At 71.5% G+C, this 17,600-nt stretch carries 22 protein-coding genes; 6 read left to right on the top strand and 16 right to left on the bottom strand.

Annotated elements, in window-relative coordinates:
• The first annotated feature begins 84 nt into the window (after positions 1-84).
• Positions 85-849, top strand: coding sequence for an HAD family hydrolase (locus GA0070619_RS11955; protein ID WP_088951735.1), 765 nt, complete (start codon positions 85-87; stop codon positions 847-849).
• An 18-nt stretch (positions 850-867) separates the two neighbouring features.
• Here GA0070619_RS11955 and GA0070619_RS11950 read toward each other — a convergent pair whose 3' ends face one another.
• Together GA0070619_RS11950 and GA0070619_RS11945 are read right to left on the bottom strand one after the other, a co-directional pair.
• Positions 868-1,266, bottom strand: a complete 399-nt coding sequence (locus GA0070619_RS11950; protein WP_088948129.1) for a hypothetical protein — start codon at positions 1,264-1,266, stop codon at positions 868-870.
• Positions 1,263-1,571 (bottom strand): hypothetical protein, encoded by a 309-nt coding sequence (locus GA0070619_RS11945; RefSeq protein ID WP_088948128.1) that lies wholly within the window; start codon positions 1,569-1,571, stop codon positions 1,263-1,265. The genes GA0070619_RS11950 and GA0070619_RS11945 overlap by 4 nt, the downstream gene beginning before the upstream one ends.
• A 143-nt stretch (positions 1,572-1,714) precedes the next feature.
• Between GA0070619_RS11945 and GA0070619_RS11940 the strand changes: the two genes are divergently transcribed.
• Positions 1,715-2,632, top strand: a complete 918-nt coding sequence (locus tag GA0070619_RS11940) for an EamA family transporter (RefSeq protein WP_088948127.1) — start codon at positions 1,715-1,717, stop codon at positions 2,630-2,632.
• Here GA0070619_RS11940 and GA0070619_RS11935 read toward each other — a convergent pair.
• From GA0070619_RS11935 to GA0070619_RS11905, 7 genes are all read right to left on the bottom strand, one after another.
• The gene (locus tag GA0070619_RS11935; RefSeq protein ID WP_231927385.1) at positions 2,595-3,521 is read right to left on the bottom strand and encodes a diacylglycerol kinase; all 927 of its coding nucleotides are present in this window, start codon (positions 3,519-3,521) and stop codon (positions 2,595-2,597) included. The genes GA0070619_RS11940 and GA0070619_RS11935 overlap by 38 nt on opposite strands.
• 63 nt (positions 3,522-3,584) lie before the next feature.
• Complete coding sequence (locus tag GA0070619_RS11930; protein WP_088948125.1) at positions 3,585-3,980, bottom strand: DUF3592 domain-containing protein; 396 nt, start codon at positions 3,978-3,980, stop codon at positions 3,585-3,587.
• A gap of 116 nt (positions 3,981-4,096) precedes the next feature.
• Entirely contained in the window at positions 4,097-5,050 is a 954-nt protein-coding gene (gene tatC / locus GA0070619_RS11925) for a twin-arginine translocase subunit TatC (RefSeq protein ID WP_088948124.1), read from the bottom strand.
• Between the two features lie 18 nt (positions 5,051-5,068).
• Positions 5,069-5,383 carry a Sec-independent protein translocase subunit TatA gene (gene tatA / locus GA0070619_RS11920; RefSeq protein ID WP_088948123.1) on the bottom strand — a complete coding sequence of 105 codons (315 nt, stop codon included), beginning with the start codon at positions 5,381-5,383 and terminating at the stop codon, positions 5,069-5,071.
• A 157-nt stretch (positions 5,384-5,540) separates the two neighbouring features.
• Positions 5,541-5,786, bottom strand: coding sequence for a hypothetical protein (locus GA0070619_RS11915; protein WP_088948122.1), 246 nt, complete (start codon positions 5,784-5,786; stop codon positions 5,541-5,543).
• A gap of 10 nt (positions 5,787-5,796) precedes the next feature.
• Positions 5,797-6,852: a helix-turn-helix transcriptional regulator gene (locus GA0070619_RS11910; RefSeq protein ID WP_231927384.1), complete on the bottom strand. Its 1,056-nt coding sequence runs from the start codon at positions 6,850-6,852 to the stop codon at positions 5,797-5,799.
• Positions 6,849-7,847: a helix-turn-helix transcriptional regulator gene (locus tag GA0070619_RS11905; protein WP_088948121.1), complete on the bottom strand. Its 999-nt coding sequence runs from the start codon at positions 7,845-7,847 to the stop codon at positions 6,849-6,851. Before GA0070619_RS11905 ends, GA0070619_RS11910 begins: the two co-directional genes overlap by 4 nt.
• 117 nt (positions 7,848-7,964) lie before the next feature.
• On the opposite strand from GA0070619_RS11905, the gene GA0070619_RS11900 reads away from it, so the two are divergent.
• Both GA0070619_RS11900 and GA0070619_RS11895 read left to right on the top strand, forming a co-directional pair.
• A complete protein-coding gene (locus GA0070619_RS11900; RefSeq protein ID WP_088948120.1) occupies positions 7,965-8,972 on the top strand; it encodes a cation diffusion facilitator family transporter in 1,008 nt (335 codons plus the stop codon).
• 62 nt (positions 8,973-9,034) lie between these two features.
• Positions 9,035-10,120 (top strand): DUF3866 family protein, encoded by a 1,086-nt coding sequence (locus tag GA0070619_RS11895; protein WP_088948119.1) that lies wholly within the window; start codon positions 9,035-9,037, stop codon positions 10,118-10,120.
• A gap of 15 nt (positions 10,121-10,135) precedes the next feature.
• Here the strand turns inward: GA0070619_RS11895 and GA0070619_RS11890 are convergent, their stop codons facing one another.
• The 4 genes from GA0070619_RS11890 to rfbA form a co-directional block, all read right to left on the bottom strand.
• A complete protein-coding gene (locus tag GA0070619_RS11890) occupies positions 10,136-10,330 on the bottom strand; it encodes a hypothetical protein (protein ID WP_088948118.1) in 195 nt (64 codons plus the stop codon).
• A gap of 101 nt (positions 10,331-10,431) precedes the next feature.
• Positions 10,432-11,790 carry a Pup--protein ligase gene (gene pafA, locus GA0070619_RS11885; RefSeq protein WP_088948117.1) on the bottom strand — a complete coding sequence of 453 codons (1,359 nt, stop codon included), beginning with the start codon at positions 11,788-11,790 and terminating at the stop codon, positions 10,432-10,434.
• Between the two features lie 68 nt (positions 11,791-11,858).
• On the bottom strand, positions 11,859-12,482 hold the full coding sequence (gene rfbC, locus GA0070619_RS11880; RefSeq protein WP_088951734.1) for a dTDP-4-dehydrorhamnose 3,5-epimerase: 624 nt from the start codon (positions 12,480-12,482) through the stop codon (positions 11,859-11,861).
• Positions 12,479-13,369, bottom strand: a complete 891-nt coding sequence (rfbA, locus tag GA0070619_RS11875; protein ID WP_088948116.1) for a glucose-1-phosphate thymidylyltransferase RfbA — start codon at positions 13,367-13,369, stop codon at positions 12,479-12,481. The genes rfbC and rfbA overlap by 4 nt, the downstream gene beginning before the upstream one ends.
• Before the next feature lie 87 nt (positions 13,370-13,456).
• On the opposite strand from rfbA, the gene rfbB reads away from it, so the two are divergent.
• Both rfbB and rfbD read left to right on the top strand, forming a co-directional pair.
• A complete protein-coding gene (gene rfbB / locus GA0070619_RS11870; protein WP_088948115.1) occupies positions 13,457-14,458 on the top strand; it encodes a dTDP-glucose 4,6-dehydratase in 1,002 nt (333 codons plus the stop codon).
• On the top strand, positions 14,455-15,366 hold the full coding sequence (rfbD, locus tag GA0070619_RS11865) for a dTDP-4-dehydrorhamnose reductase (RefSeq protein WP_088948114.1): 912 nt from the start codon (positions 14,455-14,457) through the stop codon (positions 15,364-15,366). The genes rfbB and rfbD overlap by 4 nt, the downstream gene beginning before the upstream one ends.
• Positions 15,367-15,454: 88 nt before the next feature.
• Here rfbD and prcA read toward each other — a convergent pair whose 3' ends face one another.
• The 3 genes from prcA to GA0070619_RS33420 all read right to left on the bottom strand — a co-directional run bounded on the left by prcA (position 15,455) and on the right by GA0070619_RS33420 (position 17,458).
• The gene (gene prcA / locus GA0070619_RS11860; RefSeq protein ID WP_088948113.1) at positions 15,455-16,276 is read right to left on the bottom strand and encodes a proteasome subunit alpha; all 822 of its coding nucleotides are present in this window, start codon (positions 16,274-16,276) and stop codon (positions 15,455-15,457) included.
• Positions 16,277-16,337: 61 nt separating this feature from the next.
• Positions 16,338-17,177, bottom strand: coding sequence for a proteasome subunit beta (prcB, locus tag GA0070619_RS11855; RefSeq protein WP_172862032.1), 840 nt, complete (start codon positions 17,175-17,177; stop codon positions 16,338-16,340).
• Positions 17,096-17,458 carry an endonuclease VII domain-containing protein gene (locus GA0070619_RS33420; protein ID WP_231927383.1) on the bottom strand — a complete coding sequence of 121 codons (363 nt, stop codon included), beginning with the start codon at positions 17,456-17,458 and terminating at the stop codon, positions 17,096-17,098. Before GA0070619_RS33420 ends, prcB begins: the two co-directional genes overlap by 82 nt.
• Positions 17,459-17,600: the final 142 nt, after the last annotated feature.

Raw genomic sequence — 17,600 nt, 5'->3', positions numbered from 1 at the left:
CACCAAGATTAGTGCGTGCCGGGACACGACACCCCACAAGGCCGTCCGGAGGTGCCGTCGGCGGCGGTCGGTAGGGTGCACGGCGTGCCGGACCATGCCGAACCGACCCAGACCCCTTCGCCGGGCAACGAGGCCGCCGCCCCCCGGGCGTCCCGACGGCCCGTGAAGGCGGTGCTCTTCGACTTCCACGGCACCCTGGCCCAGGTGGAGGAGCCCCGGCAGTGGGTGCTGGAGGCCGCGGCGGCGTGCGGGGTCACCCTGGATCGGGTCCGGGCCACCTCACTGGCCGACCGGCTCCTCACCGCCGGGCGTGCCGGAGGGCCCCTGCCGGCGCGGGTGCCACCACGGTTGGCCGAGCTGTGGGCCGATCGGGACCTCTACCAACACGCCCACCGGGGCGCGTACACCGGGCTGGCCGAGACGGTCGACGCGGGCATCGAGGGTTTCGCCGACGCGCTCTACGAGCGGCTGCTGACCGCCGAGGGCTGGCTGCCGTACGCGGACACCGCGCCCACGCTGACCGCGTTGCGCGACGCCGGGGTGCCGGTCGCCGTGGTCAGCAACATCGGCTTCGACCTGCGGCCGCACTTCGACACGTGGGGTTTGACCGACCTGGTCGGCGCGTTCGTGCTCTCGTACGAGGTGGGGCGCTGCAAGCCCGACCCGGCGATCTTCTGGCGCGCCTGCGGGATGCTCGGTGTCGACCCGGAACAGACGCTGATGGTCGGTGACACACCAGCCGACGCGGGCGCGGTGACCGCCGGCTGCGCGGCGCTGGTGCTCCCGGCCGCCGAACCCGGTCGGGAGAACGGGCTGGGCGCCGTCCTCGATCTCGCCCTGCCGGCCTGACCTGCGGTTTCCGTGCCGTCAGCCGGGAATGTGGATCACTGGTAGCTCGCCGTCACCGTACCGGTCCTCAGCGGTCAGGATCGAGGCGTCGTGTTCGAGGACGGCCAGCGCTGTGGTGGCCAGATCGGCACGGCCCGTCACCGTGCGCCAGAAGCTGAGTTCGTGCCAGGAGCGCCCCTCGGTGGAGAGCACCTCACAAGCGTCCAGGTTCAGCAGGCGGTGCAGGGTCGCTCGTTCCTTCGGGTCGGTGACGATCGCCAGGGCCTCCGCCGCGGTCACGGCGGTGACGCCGAACCTGTTGCGGTCCTGGATGACCTCGTGCAGCGGCTCCCCGACATGCACCGACCCCGCCAGGTACGCCAGCAGTGCCGACCGGTCCAGCACGAGCCGGACCGGGCGGTCGTCCTCGGGGCTCACGCGGCCGGTTGTTCGGGCGTTCCGGCGGCGGCGTCCAGCGCGTGCTGGCGGACCCGCTCGCGAAGGGCGCTGCGGCGCTCCGGGGACCAGTCGGCCTCCACGGCGGCCCGGCGGGCGCGCGCCTCGGCCACGCCCTGCTCGGTGATCGGGATGCCCTGGTGGGCCAGCTCCGCGTCCAGGGCGTCCAGCCGCATCCGGTCACGGACGGCCTGGGTGATGTACGCGCTCGCGTTGGTTTCGCGCTCCAGCCGCTCAGCCACGTCGGGTGGCACGGAGATGGACAGTTTCCTCATCGCGCTGGTCATACCAGCGACCGTACGCCGGTAGCACCACGTTGGCGACCGCTTACGGCCGTGTCGGCCCAGCTTCGGCAGTAGTCGAGTGACGGGCTCGCCCTTGTCGGCCGGTGGACCCGCCGAAGGATGGCCGTAAGGGGCCGCCTACCGTCGTGCCCGTGACCGAGATCCTGCTGCCCACGCCACCACCGGCCGACGCACCACCGGCCCGGCGCGGTGGCGCTGCCGCCGTGGGCCTGGTGCTCGGCGGGGCCCTCTCGGTGCAGTTCGGCTCCGCCGTGGCCGCGCTGCTCTTCCCGCGCACCGGGGTGGCCGGCGCCGTGACCCTGCGGTTGACGATCTCAGCGGTGTTGCTGCTCATCGTGTGCCGGCCCCGGCTGCGCGGCCACGACCGTTCGGCCTGGCTCGCGGCGGGCGCGTTCGGGTTGGCGCTGGCCGGCATGAACTCGCTCTTCTACCAGGCCATCGAACGCATCCCGCTGGGTCCGGCGGTGACGCTGGAGGTGCTCGGCCCGTTGGCGCTGTCGGTGTTCAGCGCCCGACGACTGGCCAGCTGGGGCTGGGCGGGGCTCGCGCTGGCCGGGGTGGCGCTGCTCGGCCAGGGCGGCTTCGACCGACTGGACCCGGTCGGCGTGGCCTTCGCGTTCGGCGCCGGCGCCATGTGGGCCGCTTACATCGTGCTGAGCGCGCGCGTCGGCAGCCGGTTCCCGGGCGCGGACGGGCTGGCCCTGGCACTGACCCTCGCCGCGCTGGTCACCCTGCCGCTGGGCATCGTCGACGGCGGCGCGGTGCTGCTCGACCCGCCGGTGCTGGCGCTGGGCACCGCCCTCGCGGTGCTCGCCTCCGGCCTGCCCTACACGCTGGAGCTGCTGGCGCTGCGGCGGATGCCCACCGCCACCTTCGCCGTGCTGATGAGCCTCGGGCCGGCCATCGCCACGCTCGCCGGGTGGTTGGTGCTGCGACAGGCCCTGACAGTGCTGGAGTGCGCCGCCATCGTGCTGGTCATCGCGGCCAGCATCGGTGCGGTACGGGTCAACGCAACAGTCGCAGGGCGCCCGGGACGGCGCTGATCGTCACCGGCAGGCCCAACGAACGTTCCCCGTCGGCGTACGTGGTGATGCCCTCGGCGCTCAACTCCACCGTGCGGGCGCGGAAGCTGCGCACGAGCGGGTGGCTGACGTGGGTGCCCTGGTAGATGCGCGGCTTCACCCGGATCAGGGTCCGCCGGTTGACCCGGCCCGCCACCACCACGTCGAGCAGCCCGTCGGTCGGGTCGGCGTCGGGACAGATTCGCATCCCGCCGCCGTACGTCGGGCAGTTACCCACCGCCACCAGCACCGCGTCCAACTCGTGCGGCACCCCGTCGAGGCGCAGCGTGTAGCGGCGGGGGCGCAGCCGGGCCAGCTCGACCAGGATCGCCAGATCGTAGCGGCGAGGGCCACGCGGCCAGCGCATCCGGTTGGCCCGCTCGTTGACGATCGCGTCGAACCCGGCCGCGAGGACCGCCCCGTACCAGCGCTCGCTGCTGCCGTCGCCGCCGGTCATCCGGGCCAGGTCCACGGCGCGGCTGCGGCCGTCGCGCAACGCCGACGCGATCACCTCCGCCGCTGCGAGGGGGTCAGCCGGAAAACCCGTGTCCAGGGCGAAGTCGTTGCCGGTGCCGGCCGGGATCGGGCCGAACGGCACATCCGTGCCGGCGACCGTCTGCAACGCCCGGTGCACGGTTCCGTCCCCGCCGATCGCAACCAGCGCGCCCGCACCGTCGGCGACCGCAGCCCGGCACGCCGCCTCCGCCTCGGCCGGACCGGTCGCCGTCAGCAGCCGGATTGGTCGCCCGGCGGCAGCCAGACCGTCCAACAGCCGTGGCAGCAGAGCGCTGTAACGGCCTCGCCCAGCGGTCGAGTTGGCGAGCACGGCGATGGGGCCGTTCAGGTGATCTTCTGCGGTCACGGGCAGCACCGTAGCGGTCGGACGACGGCCGGCCAAGCCGCATTCAGACGGCCCTGCACGGCGGAACGGCATTCACACCTGCCGTAAACCGAACAGGCCGAGGAAAGCGAACAACGCGCCCACTGCCAGCGGCAGACCGACCGTCACCAGGTGGTGCCTGAACGAGGCCAGTCTCGGGTCGTTCGGACACCCCGGCGGGTAGATCACCGGAACCTCCTGCCCGACGCGGTGGACACGCCCGCTGGATCGTATGGCGACCGTGAACTGGCGCTTGCGGCCGTTCTCGTCGACGAAGGCGATCACCGGTGCGTAGAGCGCGCCGTCGTCGACGGTCCTCTCGTGGCCTATCACTGTGCCGACAGATGCCACGCCGGTTCGGCGCAGCTTCCGGATCCCCCATGCCTGCACCACGCCGACGCACGCCAGGGACACACCTATGAGAATGGTGATGATGGCACCGGAGTTCATGGATGCATGATGCCGTTCGCCGCAACGGTCGCGCGACCCGGGCGTCTGCCCACAGGACCGACAACGCCGTCCCCGCCAGGCGGGGACGGCGTTGGTGGACCCAGCACGCCGAGGCGTCAGGTCATGTCGTCGTAGCGACGCTCGATCGGTGCCGGCCTGGCGATCGGCTCGGGTACGCCGATCGGCGCTGTCGAGTCGACCCGCTGCCCGGCCACGACCGGGTCCTTGTCGAACTCCAACGGCGACACCTCGTCGTCGTCGATGCCGGCGTAGACCTCCTTGCCCCGCCCACGCCGCCGGTCGTTGATGAACGCGACCCCGACCGCACCGAAGTAGAGGGCGGAGAGGCAGAGCGCCAACGCGGTCATCCCGAACGGGTCCGGGGTGGGGGTGACCACGGCGGAGAAGGCGAAGAACACGAAGATCGCCACCCGCCACCAGCTGAGCAGCCGCTTCGCGCTGGCGATGCCGACGAAGTTGAGCATCAGCACGATCAACGGGAACTCGAACGCCACCCCGAACAGCAGGATCAGATTGGTGACGAAGGAGATGTACCGAGTGACTTCCAGGGTGGTCGAGATGTCATCGCCGGACACGTTCATCAGGAACTCGAGGCCCTTGGCGGTGACGAAGTACGCCAGCACCGCACCGGCCGCGAAGAGCGGCGCCGCCAGGGCCGTGAAGGCATAGGCGTAGCGCCGCTCGTGCCGGTGCAGGCCGGGCGCGATGAACGCCCAGAGCTGGTAGAGCCAGATCGGCGCCGCGATGATCAGGCCCACCCACAGGCCGATCTTGAGGTTCAGCAGGAACAGGTCCGCAGGACCGAGCTGAACGAACAGGCACTTGTCGGTGACCGGGTCGACCGACCCGGGCAGGTCGCAGTACGGCTTCGACAGCAACAACCGGACCGGCTCGGCCAGCCAGATACCGAAGCCGAAGCCGATCATGATCGCCAGCGACGCGCGGAACAGCCGGTTACGCAGTTCGCGGACGTGCTCGATGAGCGTCATCGAGCCGTCGGCGGCCCGCTCGAACGCCTTTGGGCCGCGTTTACGCAGTGCGAAGGCCACGATGGTGGGGCCCTTCGGTCAGTTGTCGCGGACGCGGTGCACCGGGTCGACGACCGGCTGCTGCGTCGGCGCCTGCTGGTAGGGCGCCTGCTGCGGCTGCCCGGTGTACGGCGCCTGCTGCCCGGCGTGCGGCGGCAGCGGCTGGTAGCCGGACTGCGCGTCGGCCTTCTCGGCGAGGTCGCGGTCGTCGTCCTGCAGGCTCTTGGTCTCGGCCTTGATGATCCGCAGCGACCGACCCAGCGAACGGGCAGCGTCGGGGAGCCGCTTCGCACCGAAGAGCAGGATCAGCACAACCACGAGAACAGCGATGTGCCACGGCTTGAGGGCACCCATGAGAAGCTCCAGTCGGTCTGTGTCCGAGGGGTGGTACGCAGCCCATCGTACGTGCGGATCGGCCGCCCGCCACCCGCCGGGTGGTGATGGTCTGGCCCGGAGGGTGAAGTCTTGACCAACCCGGGATGATCCGTCAACAACCCGAACGACCGGTTGGTCAGCCGCGCTTGGCCTTGATCAGCGCGAGCCGCTGAGACGTGGTGTCGAGTTGGCGTTGCACACCCTCGGCGCGCTGCTGCAACGACTCGGCCGTCTCCCGTAGCGCCTCGGCCTCGGCGGCCCGCCGCTGCAACGCCACGGCGGCGCGCCGCAGCCCAGGCAGCCGGGTCAGCACCGGGCGCACGGCCAACGCGAGCGCCACGAGGGGAAGCAGCACCACCGCGAGCACGATCCAGATCAGCACGGCGGTCAGCCTACTGGGTGCGCCCGACCACCGCCGGGTCGCCCGACGAGGCGATCTCCGGGTCGGCCTCGGGCTGCCGGGGCGCGGCGGTCGGAGTGGGCACGGCGTACGCGTCCAGAGCGGCGGCCGCCGTCGCCCGCACCTGCTCGGCCAGCTCGACCGGGGCGACCACGGTGGCCTCCGGGCCGAGGCCCAGCACGAACCGGCGAGCCCACCCCAGGTCGGTGACCCGCAGCGACACGAGCCACTGGTCGCCGTCGCCGGCCTCGACGCGCTCACACGGGTAGTACTCGGTGATCCACCGCTCGCTGCGGCCGATGCGCAGCGTGATCAGCGGCAGGTCGGGCGAGGGGCGGAAGACCCCCTCGGTGAGGTCGTGCGGAACGGCCTGCGGCGGCACGGTGGCCGGCTCGGCCAGCTCGGTGATCGCGTCGATCCGGTCGGCCCGGAACAGGCGGACCGCCTCCGCGCGCCGACACCACGCCTCCACGTACGCCCGGCCGCCGACCATCAGCATCCGCAGCGGGTCGATGACGCGGTCGGTGGTCTCGTCCCGGGCAGCGGTGTAGTAGGTGATCCGCAGTGCCTTGCCGCCCTCGACGGCGGCGCGCAGCGCCTCGACCCGCGGGGTGTCGCCGGGCAGTCGGACCGCCACCGGCGCGCCCACCAGGTCCCCCGCGTCCTCGATCTTCGCCAGGGCCCGTTCGACGGCCTCCCGGTTGGCCACCCCGGGCGTCTCGGCGAGCATCCGCAACGCCACGACCAACGCGAGGGCCTCATCCGGGGTGAGCCGCAGCGGCCGGTCGATGCCGGCGTCGTAGGTGATGGTCACCCGATCGCCGTCGAACGCCATGTCGATCAGGTCACCCGGGCCGTAACCGGGCAGCCCGCACACCCAGAGCAGCTCCAGGTCCTCCCGGAGCTGCCGCTCGGTGACGCCGAGGTCACCAGCCGCCTCGGCGATCTCGATGCCCGGCCGGGCCAGCAGGTAGGGCACCAGGTTGAGCAGGCGGGCCAGCCGGTCGGCGGACGCGCGGGAGCCGCCCCGGGCGGCCGGGCGGGTCACCGGGCACCCCCGCTGGCGGCCAGCTCGTCGTGTCGGACGGCGATCTCCTTCAGTCGTTGGATGACGGCCTCGCGGACCTCCGGCGGGTCGAGCACCCGCACGTCCGGGCCGTAGCCGACGAGGTGGCCGGCCAGCCCGTCCGGGTCCGCGTACGGCAGGACGAGCCGGTCACCATCCGGCCCGGCGGTCACCTCCACCGCCCAGCGGCGCAGCCCGGCGGCACGGCCCGGGGCGGCCAGCACGGTGGCCCGGCCGGTGCGCTCCACCGGACCCGACCAACGGGCCACGTGGCTGATCAGGTCGACGTTGGCCGGTGGCTCGTACGCGCCGGGCGCGCCGGTCACCCGGACCGTGCCGACGACGCGGGACAGCCGGAAGCAGCGGGTCGCCGCCCGGTCCAGGTCGTGGCCGACCACATACCACCGGCCGCGCCAGCAGACCACGCCCCACGGTTGCAGTCGACGCCGGCTGGGCGCGTCCCGGTCGGGCACCCGGTAGTCGAACCCGACCTCGCGGCGGTCCCGGGCGGCGGCGGTCAGCGGCGCGAACGCCGGGTCGACAGTGACCATCGGCTCCAGGCCGAGGGTGGCCTGCGGGTCCACGTCCACCCCGGCGGCACGCAGCTTGGCCAGCCCGGACGACGCGGCGGCGGCCAACCCGGCGTGCTGCCACAGCCGTGCGGCGATGCCGACAGCGGCGGCCTCGTCCGGCTCCAGGAGGATGTCGGGCAGCGCGTATTCGCGGTGGGCGATCCGGTAGCCGGGCTCGGCGTCGAAGGCGCTCGCCGTGCCGGTCTCCAGTGGCACACCCAGTTCGCGCAGCTCGGCCTTGTCGCGCTCGAACTTGCGTTGGAACGCTTCGTGGTCGCGCGCGTCATCGGGATCATGCTCGTAGCCGGGCACGGTCGCGGCGATCTGCGCGGCGGTCAGGAACCGTCGCGTGGACAGCAGGCAGATCACCAGGTTGACCAGGCGTTCGGTGCGGGTCCGCGACACGCGGTAGACGCTAGCAGTCGACACGCCCACGACGTGCACCCGCGCGGGCGTGCCGCACACTTGTTCGGATCGGGCCTCCCCCGGCGCGTTGCCGTCTCCGGTCATAGGGTGAGGCTCATGTCGCAAGCGGACGCCAGGCCCGAGAGCGAGAGCGTCGGCACGGTGATCGTCGCGGGTGTCGCCAACCTCGCCATCGCGATCGCCAAGCTGATCGCCGGGGTGATCTCCGGCTCGGCCGCCATGCTGTCCGAGGCGGCGCACTCGGTCGCGGACACCACCACCGAGGTGCTCCTCTACCAGGCGCTGCGCCGCGGTGCCCGGCCGGCGGACCAGCGGCGCCCCTTCGGGTACGGCAAGGAAAGCTACGTCTGGGCGTTCTTCGCGGCGATGTTCACCTTCGTCGCCGGCGCCGGCTTCGCCGTCACCCACGGTGTCACCACGATCCTGGTGCACGAGCACAGCGGCGACTACCTGGTCTCGTACATCGTCCTCGCGGTGTCGTTCGTCATCGAGTCGATCTCCCTCGCCCGGGCCGTGCGGCAGGTCCGCAGCGAGTCCCGGCGCTGGCAGACCACTCCCCGACGCTTCCTGCGACTGACCGCCGACACCACCGTCAAGGCGGTCTTCCTGGAGGACAGCGCGGCCCTGATCGGTCTGCTGCTGGCCGGTGCCGGCGTCGGCCTGTCCCACGCCACCGGCGACGAGGTGTGGGACGGCGTCGCGTCGATCCTGATCGGGCTCCTGCTGCTGACGGTCGCCGGCATCCTCGCCGCCAACAACCTGTCGCTGCTGGTCGGTCGGGCCGTCCCGGAGCGGCTGCGTCACGAGATCGAGCAGGAGTTGACCGGGCTACCCGAGGTGGAGCGGATCGACACCCTGATGACCATGCAGCTCGGCCCGGACGACATCCTGGTCGCCGCCAAGGTCGACTTCAGCGACAAGGCCACCGGCGCGGCCATCGAGGCCGCCGCCGACGAGGCCGAACGGCGGCTCACCGGGCTGTACCCGGAGATCCGTTACGTGTTCCTCGACCCCACCCGCTCGTTGCCCGGCGCCACCGGCCGGGCCCGGCACACCCAGGCCGCGCCGGACCCGCGGGCCGACGACGGACCCGATCGCCCCTGAACGAACCGCACGGCAGCACCCGGGCGCGGGCCGCCGGGCCCGCGCGGCTAGCGTTGCCCGTCATGGTGCGATGGCGTACGGGGACGGTGGCGACGCTGCGACGGCAGTGGACCGGGGCGGTGGAGCTGGACGTCGACCTGCCTGACGGCACGCGCATGCGGGCGCTGGCCTACCCCGAGTTGGTCGGCACGCCGGAGCCCGGCGACCGGGTGCTGCTCAACGCCGGCGCGCTGCTGATGGGGTTGGGCACCGGCGGGTACGCCCTGGTGGTGGCCCTGCCGGACCGGCTGCCGCCGGACCCGCCGGAGGTCGGCGACACCCGCGACGCCGGTCACCTGGTCAAGGCCCGCTACACGCCGTTGCAGCCGATCCTGCTCGGCGTGGACGAGGAGGCGTCCCCGCACCGTGACGTGCTGGCCGACGCGGACGACCTGGGCGGCCTGCCGGTGGTCACCGCCGACCTGCACTCGGCGCTGCCGGCGATCCTGGCCGGCATCCGGGCCGACGCGCCGCAGGCGCGGGTGGCGTACCTGCTCACCGACGGTGGGGCGCTGCCGGCGTGGTTCTCCCGCACCCTCGCCGGGCTGCGGACCGAACTGGCCGGCACGATCACCGTCGGGCAGGCCTTCGGCGGTGACCTGGAGGCCACCACCCTGCACGTCGGCCTGCTCGCCGCCCGGTACGTGCTGGGCGCCGATGTGGCCATCGTTGCCCAGGGGCCCGGCAATCTGGGCACAGGCACCCGCTGGGGGTTCTCCGGCGTCGCCGTCGGTGAGGCGGTCAACGCGATCGCCACGCTGGGCGGCCGGCCGGTCGGCTCGTTGCGCATCTCCGACGCCGACGCCCGCCCCCGACACCGGGGCGTGTCGCACCACAGCCTCACCGCGTACGGCCGGGTGGCTCTCGCCCCGGCGGAGCTGGTGGTGCCCGACGACCTGGCCCCGGCGCTGCTCGCGGAGGTGAACGCGTCGCTGGCCCCCCTGGCGGCCCGGCACCGGATCGTCCGGGTGCCCACCACCGGTCTCGACGCCGCGTTGCGGGCCAGCGCCGTGCCGCTGTCCACCATGGGCCGTGGCCTCGACGCCGATCACGCGTACTTCCTGGCCGCCGCTGCCGCCGGCCGGCACGCCGTCACCCTGCTGCCCTGACGAGCCGGGCGACGCTCAGGCGAGGAAGATCAGCGCGAGCCAGCCGCCCACGATGAGCACCAGCGCCAGGGCCAGCACCCACGTCGGGACGGTGTATTCACCGCGCCGGTTTCGGTCGACCTCGGCGCGGATCTTCTCGCGTCGGCGTTCGACCCAGTTCTGCCGCTCGGTGCCGCGCTCGGAGCGGTCGGAAGGTCCAGAAGTCGTCATGGCGGACCCAGCTTAGCGGGCCCCCGCGCCGACAGCGCCGCGGAGCCCGCCCGGTAGGCCAACCCCGCCGGCGCACACCACCGCCGGGGTCGGCACACCGGTCACATGCTGGCGATCAGCCGCTCCACCCGCTCGTCGTACGCCCGGAACGGGTCCTTGCAGAGGACGGTGCGCTGCGCCTGGTCGTTGAGCTTCAGGTGCACCCAGTCGACGGTGAAGTCGCGCCGCTTCTCCTGGGCGTGCCGGATGAACTCGCCGCGCAGCCGGGCCCGCGTGGTCTGCGGCGGGGTTTCCTTCGCCTCGAAGATCTCCGGGTCGGTGGTCACCCGGTCGACCTCGCCGCGGCGCTCCAGGAGCCCGTAGAGGCCCCGACCGCGACGCACGTCGTGGTAGGCCAGGTCCATCTGCGCCACCCGGGGGTGCGAAAGGGGCAGGTCGTGCTTGCGCTGGTAGCGCTCGATCAGTCGCAGTTTGCTGACCCAGTCGATCTCCCGGGAAACCGGCTCCAGGTCGCCGGTCTCCACCGCGTTGAGCACCCGGCCCCACAGCTCGACGACCCGCTTGGCGGCCTGGTCGCCGCCGCGCCGCTCGACGAACTCGGTGGCCTTGGCCAGGTATTCCTGCTGGATGTCCAGGGCGCTGACCTCCTTGCCGTTGGCCAGCCGCACCTTGCGCCGGCCGGTGATGTCGTGCGACACCTCCCGGATCGCCCGGATCGGGTTCTCCAGGGACAGGTCGCGCATCACCACCCCGGCCTCGATCATCCGCAGCACGATGTCGGCGGTGCCGACCTTGAGCAGCGTGGTGACCTCGTTCATGTTGGAGTCACCGACGATCACGTGCAGCCGCCGGTAGCGCTCGGCGTCGGCGTGCGGTTCGTCGCGGGTGTTGATGATCGGACGGCTGCGGGTGGTCGCCGAGGAGACGCCCTCCCAGATGTGCTCGGCCCGCTGCGACAGGCAGTAGACCGCGCCGCGCGGGGTTTGCAGAACCTTGCCAGCCCCGCAGATCAACTGCCGGGTGACCAGGAACGGGATGAGTACGTCGGCGAGCCGGCCGAACTCGCCGTGCCGGGAGACCAGGTAGTTCTCGTGGCAGCCGTACGAGTTGCCGGCCGAGTCGGTGTTGTTCTTGAACAGGTAGATCTCACCCGCGATGCCCTCGTCGTGCAGTCGCTTCTCCGCGTCGACCAGCAGGCCCTCCAGGATCCGCTCGCCAGCCCGGTCGTGGGCGACAAGATCGGTCACCGAGTCGCACTCCGGAGTCGCGTACTCCGGATGCGACCCGACGTCCAGGTAGAGCCGGGCCCCATTACGCAGGAAGACGTTGCTCGACCGACCCCAGGACACCACGCGACGGAACAGATACCGCGCGACCTCGTCCGGGGACAGCCGCCGCTGCCCGCGATAGGTGCAGGTGACGCCGTACTCGGTCTCGAGGCCGAAGATTCGCCGCTCCATGGTGTGACATTAGCCGCCCGGAGGCCCCGTTCGTCACTGTCACACCACAGGTCGTACTCCGGGCGTGGTCACATACCGGTTGAGTGCGACATTCCGTCCGGCCCGAGGCTCGCCACGAACCGCTGGCAGGCGTCGTACTCCGGCAGCAGACCCCGCTCGCGGGCCTGGGCGAGGGTCGGCGCCGCGTCGTCGCGGGCGGACAGCAGTGGGACGTCGGCAGGCCACTCGATGCCCAGCTCCTCGTCCAGCGGGTGCACCGCGTGCTCACCGGTCGGGTTGTAGGTGGTCGAGCAGAGGTAGCTCAGCGTCGCGTCGTCGGTCAGCGCGCAGAAACCGTGCCCCAGCCCTTCGCTGAGGTAGACCGCCCGACGGTCGGTGTCGTCCAGCCGGACGCCCTCCCAGCGGCCGAAGGTCGGCGAACCCACCCGCAGATCCACGATCACGTCGAGGACCACGCCACGCACACAGGTGACGTACTTGGCCTGCCCGGGCGGGACGTCGGCGAAGTGGATGCCGCGGACCACGCCACGCGCGGAGACCGACAGGTTGGCCTGGGCCAGCCGCATCGGGTGGCCGACCGCCTCGGCGAGCTCGTCGAAGCGGTACCACTCCATGAACATGCCGCGCGGGTCGCCGTGCTGCTGGGGGGTGATCTCCCAGGCGCCCTCGATGCTCAACTCACGGATCTTCACCACCCCACCCCGTGCTGGCCGTCCTGCTCGGCCAGCAGGCCGAGCAGGTAGTCGCCGTAACCACTCTTGGTCAACGGCGTGGCGAGCGCGCGCAGCTGGTCGTCGTCGATGAGGCCGGCCCGCCAGGCCACCTCCTCGACACAACCGATCTTCAGGCCCTGCCGCTCCTCGACCACCCGCACGAACTCGGCTGCCTGCATCATCGAGGTGAACGTGCCCGTGTCCAGCCAGGCGGTGCCCCGATCCAGCACGGTCACCGACAGCTCGCCGGTCTCCCGGTACGCCTCGTTGACCGCCGTGATCTCCAGCTCGCCGCGGGCGCTAGGGGTGAGCTTGCGGGCGATGTCCACCACCCGGTTGTCGTAGAAGTACAGGCCGGGCACCGCGTACCGGGACTTCGGCCGGGCGGGCTTCTCCTCGATCGAGAGGACCCGGCCCGCGTCGTCGAAGTCGACCACGCCGTACTCCTGCGGGTTGGCCACCTGGTAGGCGAAGACCCGCCCGCCGACCAGGTCACCGTGCTCGGCGAGCTGCCGGCCCAGACCGACGCCGTGGAAGATGTTGTCGCCGAGGACCAGCGCCACCGACTCGTCGCCGATGAAGTCCGCACCGAGGATGAACGCCTGCGCGATGCCCTCCGGGCGTTCCTGGCTGACGTACTCCAGTCGCAGCCCCAACTGGCTGCCGTCGCCGAGCAGCCGACGGAACTGGTCCTGGTCGTCCGGCGTGGTGATCACCAGGATCTCCCGGACCCCGGACATCACCAGGGTCGAGAGCGGGTAATAGACCATCGGCTTGTCGAAGACCGGCATCAGCTGCTTCGAGACCGCCCGGGTGATCGGCCAGAGTCGCGATCCGGTGCCACCAGCAAGGAGGATTCCACGCACCGGCGAAGCCTACCGACACGAATGCGGAACGCGCGCTGGGGCCGTATGGCCCCTCCTGCGCACACTTTGGCGTACACTCCCGGACCCGTGAGGATCCTCGTCACCGGCGGAGCCGGATTCATCGGGTCGGAGTACGTTCGCCTGCTGCTGGGCAAGCCCCTTGGCAGCGCCGAGGGCGTGCCGCCGCTCGAGCCGGCGGTCGTGACCGTGCTCGACAAGCTGACCTACTCGGGCAACATGGCCAACCTCGACCCCGTCCGCGACGACCCGCGGCTACGGTTCGTCCAAGGCGACATCTGCGACCCGGTCGTGGTCGACCAGGTCGTCGCCGACCACGACGTCATCGTGCACTTCGCCGCCGAGTCACACGTCGACCGTTCCATCGCCGGCGCCGCGCCGTTCGTCACCACCAACGTGCTGGGCACCCAGACCCTGCTCGACGCCGCCCTGCGCCACCAAACCGGCCGCTTCGTGCACGTCTCCACCGACGAGGTCTACGGCTCCATCGACGAAGGCTCCTGGACCGAAACCTGGCCCCTCGCGCCGAACTCCCCCTACTCGGCGTCCAAGGCCGGCTCCGACCTGCTCGCCCTGTCCTACCACCGCACCCACGGCATGGACGTCGTCGTCACCCGCTGCTCCAACAACTACGGCCCCTACCAGTTCCCCGAGAAGGTCATCCCGCTGTTCGTCAGCAACCTGCTCGACGGCGGCACCGTCCCCCTCTACGGCGACGGCGCCAACATCCGCGACTGGCTGCACGTCCACGACCACTGCCGCGGCATCGCCATGGTCCAGCAGAAGGGCCGCGCCGGCGAGGTCTACAACATCGGCGGCGGCACCGAACTGACCAACAAGGAACTCACCGGCCTGCTCCTGGACGCCTGCGGCGCCGGCTGGGACCGCGTCGTCCCCGTCACCGACCGCAAGGGCCACGACCGCCGCTACTCCCTCGACATCAGCAAGATCAGCGAAGAACTGGGCTACACCCCCAGCATCACCCTCGACCAGGGCCTCGCCGACACCGTCCGCTGGTACCAGGACAACCGCACCTGGTGGGAACCCCTCAAGACCACCTCCACCGCATGACCCGGCTACTCGTCACCGGCGCCGGCGGGATGCTCGGCCGGGACCTGGTCACCGTGCTGCGCACCCGGGCCGACCTCAAGGTGACCGCCGCCACCCGCGCCGAACTCGACGTCACCGACCCCATCGCCGTCCGGGGCGCGGTTGCCGACCACGACATCGTGATCAACACGGCAGCGTGGACCAACGTCGACGGCGCCGAGGCTGACGAGGCGGCAGCCACCGCCGTCAACGGCACGGGGGTGGCGAACCTCGCGGCGGCGTGTGCCGCCACGGGTGCTCGACTCATCCAGGTCTCCACCGACTACGTCCTCGCCGGTGACGCGCAAACCCCCTACCCCGAGGACGCGCCCACCGCACCGGTCAACGCGTACGGCCGCGGCAAGCTGGTCGGCGAGCACGCCGTCGCCCGGCTGCTACCCGACGCCGGGTACGTGGTCCGCACCGCCTGGCTGTACGGCGCACACGGAACGAACTTCGTGGCCACCATGCTCCGGCTCGCCACCCAGCGGGAGCACCTCGATGTGGTCGACGACCAGCACGGCCAGCCCACCTGGTCCTTCACCCTCGCCGAGCGGCTGGTCACGCTCGCCGACGCGGCGTTGGACGGTCAGGCGGCTCCCGGCGTCTACCACGGCACCTGCTCCGGCCAGACCACCTGGTACGGGCTGGCCCGCGCCGCGTTCATGCTGGCCGGCCTGGACCCCGACCGCATCCGGCCCACCACCAGCGACCGGTATCCGCGTCCCGCCCCCCGGCCTGCGTACAGCGTGCTGGGGCACAGCCGCTGGGCAACCGCGGGTCTGCCGCCGCTTCCGGATTGGCACGGCGCCCTGGTTGACGCGTTCGACTCCCCCGATCCACCCGCCCCGTGGAAGGTCGCACGAAGCTCACCCTCGTCACCGGCCTGATCGGTCTGCTGCTGCTCGCCACCATCGTCGAGTTGCACACCAGCGCCGGGAACCGCGAAGGCGGTCCCCGGCGCTGTGCGTCACACGATCAGAGGTCCGCCTGACCCGGCCGATCCTCCAGGTCCGCGGAGCCCGCGGAGCTGGTCGGCTTACCGGCCTCACCGGTCGGCACGATCGGCGTGTCCCGCTCGTCGCTGGCCGGCGCCGCAGCCTCACCGTTCAACAGCGCCGTCAGCGGTGCACCGGTGATCCGGCGGAACGTCCGGCCGACCCGCTGACGGTCCAGCACCGCAACCTCAAGCTGGTTGGCGGCGATCGTCCGGGCAGCGCCGCCCTCCCCACCAACAGTGCTCAGCGCCTGAACCGCGACCTTCACCGCCTCAGAGAGCGACATGTCCGCCCGGTGGTTGGACTTCAGCACGCCGGTGATCGCCTCGGCCTGGCCGCCCATGGCCATCCGCCCCGGCTCGTCATTGACCGAGCCGTCGTACGTCAGCCGGTAGAGCTCGTCGTCGTCCGCAGTGGCACCGACCTCCGCCACGCAGATCTCCACCTCGAACGGCTTCGACTGCTCGGTGAAGATCGCACCGAGCGTCTGCGCGAACGCGTTGGCCAGTGCCCGGCCGGTGACATCGCGCCGGTCGTAGCTCAGCCCGTTCAGGTCGGCCATCCGCACACCGGCCCGGCGCAGATTCTCGAACTCGTTGTAGCGGCCGACAGCGGCGAAGCCGATCCGGTCGTAGATCTCGCTTACCTTGTGCAGGGCGCTGGAGAGGTTCTCCGCGACGAAGAGCACCCCGCCGGAGTAGCTGAGGACCACCGCGCTGCGACCCCGAGCGATGCCCTTGCGGGCCAACTCGGAGCGGTCGCGCATGATCTGTTCGGGCGAAGCGTAGAACTGCATGGCCACGGCGGCGGTTCTCCTTACGGCGCTGTGCTGACGACTGCTGGCAGGTGGGCGTGGACGAGACTCAGCCGCCCGGGTTCTCCATCCGGCCGGCGACAACGCCCTCGGCGATCGTCGCCGTCTCGGCGTCGGTGAGCCGGTGAGTGCCCTCGGCGGTAGCGGTCATCACCACCGGATAGATCCGGCGGGTCAGATCCGGGCCGCCGGTCGCGGTGTCGTCGTCGGCCGCGTCGTAGAGCGCCTCCACCGCGAGCCTGGTCGCGTCCTCGACCGACACACCAGCCCGGAAGCGCTTCTTCAGCGCCGACTTGGCGAAGAGCGAGCCGGAGCCGATCGCGTCGTAACCGGTCTCCTCGTACGGGCCTCCGGTCACGTCGAAGCTGAAGATCCGGCCGGCCCTCGACGGGTCGGCGGCGGCCAGGTCGAAGCCGGCGAAGAGCGGCACCACGGCGAGCCCCTGCATGGCCGCACCCAGGTTGCCCCGGATCATCGAGGCCAACCGGTTGGCCTTGCCGTCGAGCGAGAGCATCGCGCCCTCGATCTTCTCGTAGTGCTCCAACTCCACCTGGAACAGTCGCATCAGCTCGATCCCGATGCCCGCGGTGCCCGCGATGCCGACCAGCGAGTACGCGTCGGCGGGGTGCACCTTCTCGATGTCACGCTGGGCGATCAGGTTGCCCATGGTCGCCCGTCGGTCGCCGGCCATCACCACGCCCTCCGCAGCCGCGATGGCCACGATGGTCGTCGCGTGTGGTGCCAGGTCGGCGGCCATGCCCGGCGGCAGCGGTCGCCGGCCGGGCAGCATCTCGGGGGCCACCCGGCTCAGGAACGTGGTGAAGGAGGACGTCCCCGCGTTGGTGAACACATCTGGTAGACGCCCGGATGGATCAAAGCCCGCTGCCACGTGGTTCCTCTCAGGTACGTGATCGCCCTGGCCAGCCTCATGGGACTGTCACGGAACTGGCCAAGACCACCGTTGCAGTTGAAGCAGAGTATCCCGCGCACCCATCCGGTGCGATGATCGTGGTCCAGATGTTGTGGGTCGGCAGCGCCACAGATCGCGCAGACCCCGCCCTGCTCGGCCAGTAGCTCGGGAAACTCCTTCTCCCCCGCCGCCGCCGGTGGTACTCGCGGAACCCGCCATGCAGTCGGAGCTTGCTCTCCCTGCCCATCTTGTGGTGGCAAGGCTTGCAGTATCGGCCGTAACCCCCACGACCGGAGCGGTTCCGCGGAAAGTCGGCAAGGGGCTTGGTGGCATCACAGTCCGGGCGTCGCCGGCGGCCATCCGGTGCCGCGTCCGGCCGCGTGCTGGTGGCGCAGAACTGAT

Origin of the sequence: Micromonospora zamorensis (genome assembly GCF_900090275.1) — a bacterium.
GTDB classification, from domain to species: Bacteria; Actinomycetota; Actinomycetes; order Mycobacteriales; family Micromonosporaceae; genus Micromonospora; species Micromonospora zamorensis.
Note: the sequence above shows the minus strand (reverse complement) of the source record. Positions and strands in the feature narration are given on the sequence as shown.